At 46.3% G+C, this 760-nt stretch carries 2 protein-coding genes; both read left to right on the forward strand.

The window, feature by feature from the left end; all coding sequences use genetic code 11:
* Positions 1-224: hypothetical protein (locus R7040_RS26060; protein ID WP_318097518.1), on the forward strand; the 224-nt coding region annotated here is incomplete at its 5' end.
* A gap of 73 nt (positions 225-297) precedes the next feature.
* A partial coding sequence (locus R7040_RS26065) for an FtsW/RodA/SpoVE family cell cycle protein (RefSeq protein ID WP_318097519.1) occupies positions 298-760 on the forward strand: 463 nt, incomplete at its 3' end.

The raw sequence follows: 760 nt of genomic DNA on the forward strand, positions 1-760 counted from the left end.
CAATTATTGCTGGATTCAACACTAAGTACGATAAAAAGAGTGGCGAAAATATCAAGGCTGGTGTATTTATCCTCTTCACAACATTCCCAGTCGACGTACCACAACAGATGATGCTGCACCTCCTTTCTCGCACTCCTTTGCGCCGCATCTGTGAACAGGCCTGTTGTGCTTTCACTTTCAACAAATCTAAGAAAGCCAACATACCCGACCTATTGGATTCTTAGCATCGGAATAGTTTGAACTCTCTTGAGTTCTGGTTGTTTTCGCTCTTTTGAGAGCGTTTTTAGGTTGTAGTAAATGAACAAGCGTTTCTTTCCAAGAATCGATTTGCCACTTTTGATGGCGATAATTCCGATCATGTTATTGAGCTCGCTGACGCTATGGAGCGCCAGTGGCTTCGATGAATCCATGCTCTTTAAACACTTAGCCCGCTGCGCACTGACACTGGTGTGTATTCTGGTGATGTCATCCATTCCAGCTGCCAGTTATCAACGCTCGGCACCGTACTTGTATTTTGTCGCCGTGTCGTTACTGCTGGCCGTCGCGCTGTTTGGTGACAGCACTAACGGTTCACAACGATGGCTAGATATCGGCTTTTTTCGTTTTCAACCTTCGGAATTAATTAAACTGTCGATTCCGATCATGATCGCTTGGATGCTGCACCTTGAAGGCGGCAGACCTGACTTTCGTAAAATCGCGCTTTGTTTGATGATTACCTTGGTTCCCGCCGGGTTGATCGCTCTGCAACCCGATCTGGATG

The organism is Vibrio sp. 1069 (genome assembly GCF_033340555.1).